This is a genomic window from Tateyamaria sp., assembly GCF_059783535.1.
The window spans coordinates 1-7,254 of record NZ_JBYNDP010000162.1 but is presented as its reverse complement, the minus strand read 5'-3'; the positions used below and the strand labels follow the sequence as shown (position 1 = coordinate 7,254).

The 7,254-nt window shown below is 61.3% G+C and carries 6 protein-coding genes and 1 pseudogene; 3 read left to right on the top strand and 4 right to left on the bottom strand.

The genetic code is table 11. The features are described 5' to 3' along the window. Positions 1–155: 155 nt before the first annotated feature. The 4 genes from AC6RA8_RS19915 to AC6RA8_RS19900 all read right to left on the bottom strand — a co-directional run bounded on the left by AC6RA8_RS19915 (position 156) and on the right by AC6RA8_RS19900 (position 4,210). Positions 156–794, bottom strand: coding sequence for a transglycosylase domain-containing protein (locus AC6RA8_RS19915; protein WP_500355186.1), 639 nt, complete (start codon positions 792–794; stop codon positions 156–158). A gap of 370 nt (positions 795–1,164) precedes the next feature. After that, on the bottom strand, positions 1,165–1,647 hold the full coding sequence (gene tspO / locus AC6RA8_RS19910; protein WP_500355184.1) for a tryptophan-rich sensory protein TspO: 483 nt from the start codon (positions 1,645–1,647) through the stop codon (positions 1,165–1,167). Between the two features lie 5 nt (positions 1,648–1,652). Beyond that, on the bottom strand, positions 1,653–2,687 hold the full coding sequence (gene crtB / locus AC6RA8_RS19905) for a 15-cis-phytoene synthase (RefSeq protein ID WP_500355182.1): 1,035 nt from the start codon (positions 2,685–2,687) through the stop codon (positions 1,653–1,655). Then, complete coding sequence (locus tag AC6RA8_RS19900) at positions 2,684–4,210, bottom strand: phytoene desaturase (RefSeq protein WP_500355180.1); 1,527 nt, start codon at positions 4,208–4,210, stop codon at positions 2,684–2,686. Before AC6RA8_RS19900 ends, crtB begins: the two co-directional genes overlap by 4 nt. A 97-nt stretch (positions 4,211–4,307) precedes the next feature. Here AC6RA8_RS19900 and crtA point away from each other — a divergent pair, with 97 nt between their 5' ends. The 3 genes and pseudogenes from crtA to AC6RA8_RS19885 form a co-directional block, all read left to right on the top strand. After that, positions 4,308–5,015: a spheroidene monooxygenase gene (crtA, locus tag AC6RA8_RS19895; RefSeq protein WP_500355188.1), complete on the top strand. Its 708-nt coding sequence runs from the start codon at positions 4,308–4,310 to the stop codon at positions 5,013–5,015. After that, complete coding sequence (bchI, locus tag AC6RA8_RS19890; protein WP_500355178.1) at positions 5,012–6,019, top strand: magnesium chelatase ATPase subunit I; 1,008 nt, start codon at positions 5,012–5,014, stop codon at positions 6,017–6,019. Before crtA ends, bchI begins: the two co-directional genes overlap by 4 nt. 163 nt (positions 6,020–6,182) lie before the next feature. After that, positions 6,183–7,254 (top strand): annotated as a pseudogene (locus AC6RA8_RS19885) (magnesium chelatase subunit D); the annotation flags it as partial.

Genomic DNA, 7,254 nt, shown 5'->3' with positions numbered 1-7,254 from the left:
TTGGATAGAGGGAAAATCCGTATGGGCAGCTTCACCACGCCCGGTGTGCGTTCATTAAAAGCAACCGCTGCATTGAACCACAGATAAAAACTGGTTTCGAGCTAAGGCCGGTTTGAGCTCAAAGTGTCGGATGCTGCGTCGCAATTGAATGTCGGCTATTCCTCGGGTTCGCAGCGTTCCAGTGGTTGAATTACAACTAGGGCTGTCTTGATGGCACTTTCAGCTTCATGTTCTGATATGAACCCTGCTTTCAGCATTTCCGACAGCACGAAATTTCTGCGCTCAACGGCTCGGTCGTAGGACCTCACAGGATGAAAAAGCACAGGGGCTTTGGGCAGTGCTGCTAGGTAAGCTATTTCCTCCAGTCTCAAATCTTCAACAGGTTTTCCAAAGTAAGCCATCGCTGCGCTAGGTAGACCAAAGCAGGTTTGCCCTAGGAAAATCTGGTTCACATACCAGTTTAGAACCTCATCATGTGAGAGCGCTTCACCGATCACAAATGAGAGTGCTACTCTTTGGAGGTTCCCTGCCCTTGGTTGAAGATACCAACGTCCAATCTGTTGTGTGATGGGGGAGTTTTGAGGTGGCTTCTCAAAGTAACGGCGATCCTCTGCCGCGACAAATGCCATTAGCGCGGTGCGTGATATCGTCGGCCAATTGGTTGCCAATTCTTGATAGTGCTCACTTATTTGATCGGGGCTTGGAAGCTCTGGCGCTGTGTTGTCGCCTATCGCAGCAGACGCCCCTACGATGATCACAAAAACACCGGGAAGTAAGTTTAGCAATTCACGCACAATGAAGCCCTTCGGATAAGGTTGGGTACAGGCTAAGGTCAAAGGAGTTAGATTGCGAGCCAACCTAAAGATTGCATTTGTTGGTCATTTCGCCAAAACCGGAAAGCCGCCGTTCGCGCAGCCGCAGCGAAGGCTCACTAAGTCCGCAAAGCTGACTTCAAACCGGTCCAACACAAGCCCGTGGGGTGGTGTCGCACCAAAGCTTCGGCAGCGCTTTATGCTGGCCAAGCACATTCGACAGAAATTCTGTTCGAGGCAGCACCCAAAACACCAGCCCGCCGGGACGGGCTTGTGTTGGACCGGCGCCTTCGGCTTGATTCCGGTCTGTCCAGCAAACTGAAAGGCGGTCGATTTGTCCGTAGGCAAACCCTCACCCCGCCTGCACAGACCCTTTCGCCGCTTCTTCCGGGTTCAAACGCCACACACCCCAGTTCAATGACGCGGCAATCGTGACCCAAACCAGGTACAGCCCAAACAGCACCCCGGCCAGCGTATCGACCTGCCACAGGGCCAGCATCGCACTGAACACTGTCACCCACAAAACGCCAATGATCGCCATGCCCAGCTTGATATTGCGCAGGCCAAAGAACACGGGCGTCCACAGCCCGTTGAACGCGATCTGCATGGCCCAGAACGCCATGGCAACCCCGTTGCCTTCGGCCATCGCGGCGCGGGCCCCAGCCACCGCCATGCAGACGTACAGCACCATCCATGTGACAGGGAACACCCAGTCGGGTGGGGTCCAGCTTGGCTTCGACAGCGATCTGTACCAGGGGCCCGGTGGGAACAGCCCGCCGGTGACGCCCGCGCCAAGGCAGGCGGCGAAAAAGATGCAGAACAAAAGCCAGAACATGTGGGTCACGTAACCCGTGCGCGGGCCCCAATCAAGTTTGCCCGATCAGCCTGCCGCTTTGCCTCAAGGGCCGCCAGCGCTTCGAACAGGCTGTCGCTGCGGCTGGGCCGTGCCCCGGTGGCGGCGGCATCGACCAGAAACTCCACCTCGGGCAGCGGCTTGGCATAAAGGACAGCGGATTGCGGCATGACCATACTCGTCCCGCTCAGCGCCACGGACTGCGCCAGCCACCCCAGCTTCTGCGCCTTCGAGGTCCGCGCCCGGGCCGAGATGCTGTCATAGCCCATGCCCGTCAGCCGCCCGCCGATGCCCGCATAGATGAACCGGGCCGCATAAATCCCCGGACGGCACCCGCGCGGCAGCGCCGCAATCCCCGCTTCTGAGCGGTAGTAGAGCCTGTTTGCCTCCATCACGAGCCGCTTGACCATGGCCCGCACCGCCTTGGTCGGGCGCGGGTCGGCAAAAAATTCTTCCGGCGTCATACCCGCCTCATCCAGCCACTCCGTCGGCAGATACAGGCGGCGCTCCAAGGCATCCTCACCCACATCGCGGGCAATGTTGGTGAGCTGCATCGCCACGCCCAGATCACAGGCCCGTGCCAGCGCATCGCCGTCACGCACGCCCATCAGAACACACATCATGGCCCCGACAGCAGACGCCACCCGCGCCGAGTAATCCTTGACGCCCGACAGCGTTGCATAGGTCCGCGCCTCCGCATCCCAAGCCAGCCCTTCCAGCAGGGCATCCGGCAAGTCCCGCGGCATCTCGAACTGCTCAACCACGGCGGCAAAGGCCCGATCCGGCGCGGCATCCTTCGGCGTCCCGGCATAAACGAGGTCCAACCGATCCCGCAGGCGCAGCACGGCCTCCACCTTCTCGGCTTTCAGGTCCACCTCGTCATCGGCCAATCGGCAGAACGCGTACAGCGCCAGCGCCGGGTCACGCACCCGCCTGGGCAACAGCTTGGACGCAGCATGAAAGGACAGCGAGCCATGGCGGATCGCCTCGGTACAGGCCTCAAGATCACGCGGATCAATCATGTCACCGCATCCGGCACCAATTGCGCCAGAACCTCCGCTGTTGAAATCACGCCCGGCACGCCCGCGCCGGGATGGGTCCCCGCGCCCACCAGATACAGGCCCTCAGCCTCTTCACTGACATTATGCGGCCGGAACCAGGCCGACTGCAGTATCCGCGGCTCAATCGAAAACCCCGCCCCATGCGGCGACAAATACCGATCCCGGAAGGTTTCGGGTGTGAACACCTGCTCGGTACTGATTTTCGACCCTAATCCGGACAAAAGCTGATCTTCGAGCACGGCCAACACCTTGGCCTTGTACGCGTCCGCTTCCGTTGCCCAATCCACACCGCCATGACCCAGATGTGGCACCGGGCTGAGAACATAAAACGTGTCATCACCCTCCGGCGCCACGGACGGATCAGTCACCGACGGACGATGGACATAAAGGCTCATGTCCTCTGCCAGCTTGCCCTTGATGAAGATGTCCTTCAGCAAGCCAGTATAGCGCGGGCCATTCAGGATGGTGTGATGCCCCACATCACCCCACTGCCCCCGCGTGCCCTTGGTTCCGAAATACCAGACAAACAGGCTCATCGAATAGCGCGTGCGCTTCAACTTGGCGGGCGTCCACCGCTTCTTGGGCACCTGCCGCATCAACCGATCATAGGTGTGGCCAGCATCGGCGTTGGACACGACGACATCAGCGCCCAGCTCCAGCCCCGACTCCAACCGCACCCCGCGCACACGGCCATTGTCGACGACAATCTCGTCGACCTGCGTGTCCATCAACAGCGTGCCGCCCTGATCCTCAACCACATCCGCCATCTTCCGGGCCATCCCGGCCAGGCCACCCATGGCGTAGTGCACACCAAATTCTTTCTCGAGGTAGCTCACCAGAATATACATGCTGGTCACATGGGTCGGGTCACCGCCGATAAAGAGCGGGTGGAACGAAAACGCCATGCGCAGCTTGTCATTGCGGAACCGGCATGCCGCATGGGCATAGACAGAACGGTCAGCACGCAGCATCCCGAATGTAGGCAAAACCTTCACCAATTCCCACAACTGGTGCATGGACCGACGGCCCAAATCCTCGAAACCAAACCAGTACCGCTTGGCACTGTCGCGCAGGAACGCATCAAAACCCGCCACATCGCGCGGCTCGATCTTGGCCACCTCTTCGCGCATGGCCTTGGTGTCGTGCTGGGCCACAAACTTGGTCCCATCCGGCCATCGGATTTCATAGAATGGATCAAGCGACCGCAGGTCCACATCATCGTCAAACCGCCGACCACAGGCGGCCCACAGCTCGCGATAAAGCTGCGGCACGGTCACAATGGTCGGCCCCAGATCAAACCGATGCCCGTCCTGCCAGATGGCCGATCCACGGCCACCCGGCACATCCAACTTGTCTATGACGGTGACGGTGTACCCCTTGGCGCCAAGACGCATGGCGGCAGCAAGCCCCCCCAAACCGGCACCAATGACAATGGCGCGGTTGCCCGCTCGGGTCTTTGATTCGATGGGATCAAGGCGTGTCATCTCTCCAAAACAATACGAGTGTCTAGTTTAGTTGACAATTTCTTTTCCACCGATAGGCTGAATCCTGTGCCATAGGGCACGCTGCCAGTGCGACATGATGAACCAAACGACCTCCATATCCTTCTTCCGTTTCCCACGGTGGCGCGACCGGGCATGGGCGCTGACAATGATGGGCGGCGCCCGGATGGCCATGGCGCGCGTACCGGACCTGGGCTTCTGGAAACTCTGCGGCTCGGGCACCGGCGAAGGGTTCACACCAGTCCCAAACACAGCTGTCTACGCCATCCTGTGCACCTGGCCCGACGAAACGACAGCCCGCTGGCGACTGGAAAACACACCGATTTTCCAACGCTACCGCGCCCGCGCTTCCGAACACTGGACCGTCTTCCTCGCCCCCACTTCCGCCCGAGGTGTCTGGAGCGGAAAAACACCGTTTTCCCCTGTATCAGAACCTAAATCAGGGCCACTCGCCGCCCTCACCCGCGCCACGATCAAGTCCGGCATCCTGACGAAGTTCTGGGGCCGCGTCCCCGACATCTCGGCCATGATCGGCAGCGACCCAAACGTGGTCTTCAAGATCGGGATCGGCGAGGTCCCCATGCTGCACCAGGTCACCTTCTCCATCTGGCCAGGCCAGCACGAAATGGCGCAATTCGCCCGCACCAACGGCCCTCATGCCCAAGCCATCAAAGCCGTCCGCGACGGCGCATGGTTCCGCGAGGAACTCTATGCCCGCTTCGCAATCCTCGGTGACAGCGGCACATGGGGCGGCACCAGCCCACTGGAAGGACTGCAGCTGCAATGACGAAAACGCCCTTCCCCTTCTCGGCCATAGTGGGTCAGGACGACATGAAACGGGCCATGATCCTGACAGCGATCGATCCCGGCATCGGCGGCGTTCTGGTGTTTGGCGACCGTGGGACAGGGAAATCCACGGCAGTGCGTGCGCTCGCCGCCCTCCTGCCCCCGATTACGGCGGTGCATGGCTGCCCGATCAACGCCGAAACCCACGCAGACAGCCCTGATTGGGCCAATGTAGAGACAAAAAAGGCCCACAAGATCCCAACACCGGTCATCGATCTGCCCCTCGGCGCCACCGAGGACCGCGTGGTCGGCGCCTTGGACATCGAACGCGCTCTCACACGGGGCGAAAAAGCCTTTGAACCCGGCCTGCTGGCCCGCGCGAACCGCGGCTACCTTTACATAGACGAGGTTAACCTGCTCGAAGACCACATCGTCGACCTCCTGCTCGACGTCGCCCAATCCGGCGAAAACGTGGTCGAACGCGAGGGTCTCAGCATCCGCCACCCCGCCCGCTTCGTCCTCGTGGGCTCCGGCAACCCCGAGGAAGGCGAATTGCGCCCGCAACTGCTCGACCGTTTCGGCCTTTCTGTCGAAGTGCGCAGCCCCAACGACGTCGCCCAACGGATCGAAGTCATCAAACGCCGCGACGCCTTTGAGTCAGACTTCGACGCCTTCATGGCGCATTACACCAAGGAAGATGCCAAAATCCGCCGCAAGATCCTCGCCGCCCGCAAGCTCTTGCCGCAAATCGAAACGCCCGATGACATCCTGCACGACTGCGCAGAACTCTGCATCGCGCTTGGCTCCGATGGCCTACGCGGCGAACTCACCCTGCTGCGCGCTGCCCGCGCCCTCGCGGCCTTCGACAAGAAAAAGGTGCTGACCCGCGATCATCTCAAGCGCATCGCACCCATTGCCCTGTCCCACCGGCTGCGCCGCGACCCGCTGGACGAAGCCGGCAGCACCACCCGCGTCACCCGCACGGTCGACGCCGTGCTGGCATGACGGGCGGGGCGGAGGACACCTCCGCCTTACGACACCGCACCGCAACCTATCCATGTAAGGCGGGGTTCACCCCGCCAGCCGACACACCCCACAGCGCACACCGCTCAAGTGCATCGTGCCCCATCGGTAAGGCGGACGTGTCGTCCGCCCAAGTCAGCACGCAATGACAGCCGAAAGCTGGCATAACGCAGCCCTCGCCCTGCGGCTCCTGGCGCTCGACCCCGCAGGCCTTGGCGGCGCCGTCATCCGTATGCGTGCCAGCCCCGATCGTGACGCGCTACTGGCAGCCTTCACCCCAACTTTGCCCATCCGCAAACTGCCCGTCTCCATCTCGGACGAGCAACTCTTTGGCGGCATCGACCTGAGCGCGACGCTTTCATCTTCGCAAGTAATTGAAAATAAATCATTTTTCAGTGTTGATTGCATCGCTCAAATCCCAATGGCGGAACGCTGCCCCCCTGCCCTCGCTGCCAAACTGTCCCAACTGGCAGATCAGTCTCTAACACAGGGCTTTTTGCTCCTTGATGAAGGGATCGAACCCGACGAACGCACCCCAGACCCGCTGGCGGATCGGTGCGCCTTCCACCTATCACCCGAGGGCCGAAAACCATCTGTCCCCGCGGGGACACCTCAATCTGTCCCCGCGGGGACAGCCGTAAAAACAGCGGACGCAATCCTGCAACTCACCCTGCTCGCCACCCGCTTCGGCATCGCATCCCTCAGGGCCCCAACACTCGCCCTGCGCACCGCCCGCGCCCATGCTCAACTCATGGACCGACAGCACCTCACAGATACCGACCTCGAGGTTGCCGCAACCCTTGTCTATCCGCGCCGCGCAACCGTGATCCCAGAGGACATGGAGGACCAGGAAAGCCCCCCTCCCCCACCGTCAAACGAAGATTGTCCCCGCGGGGACACCCAGGAAAACGACGCAATCCCGAACACTGATATGCTGGTCGAAGCCGTCAAATCCCTGCTCCCCCCTGACCTGTTGAACGGACTTGTCCCCGCGGGGACAACCCGAAAATCCGGCGGTGCGGGGGCAGGTCAAAAGCGCACCAGCAACCGCCGCGGCCGCCCCCTGCCCTCGCGCCCCGGACGGCTCGACGGCACCTCCCGTATCGACCTGATCGCCACACTCCGCGCGGCTGCCCCATGGCAGCCCCTTCGGCGCCAACAGCAGCCGGACCGCACGGGCCTGCTCATCCGACCCTCCGATATCCGCCTCAAGCGCT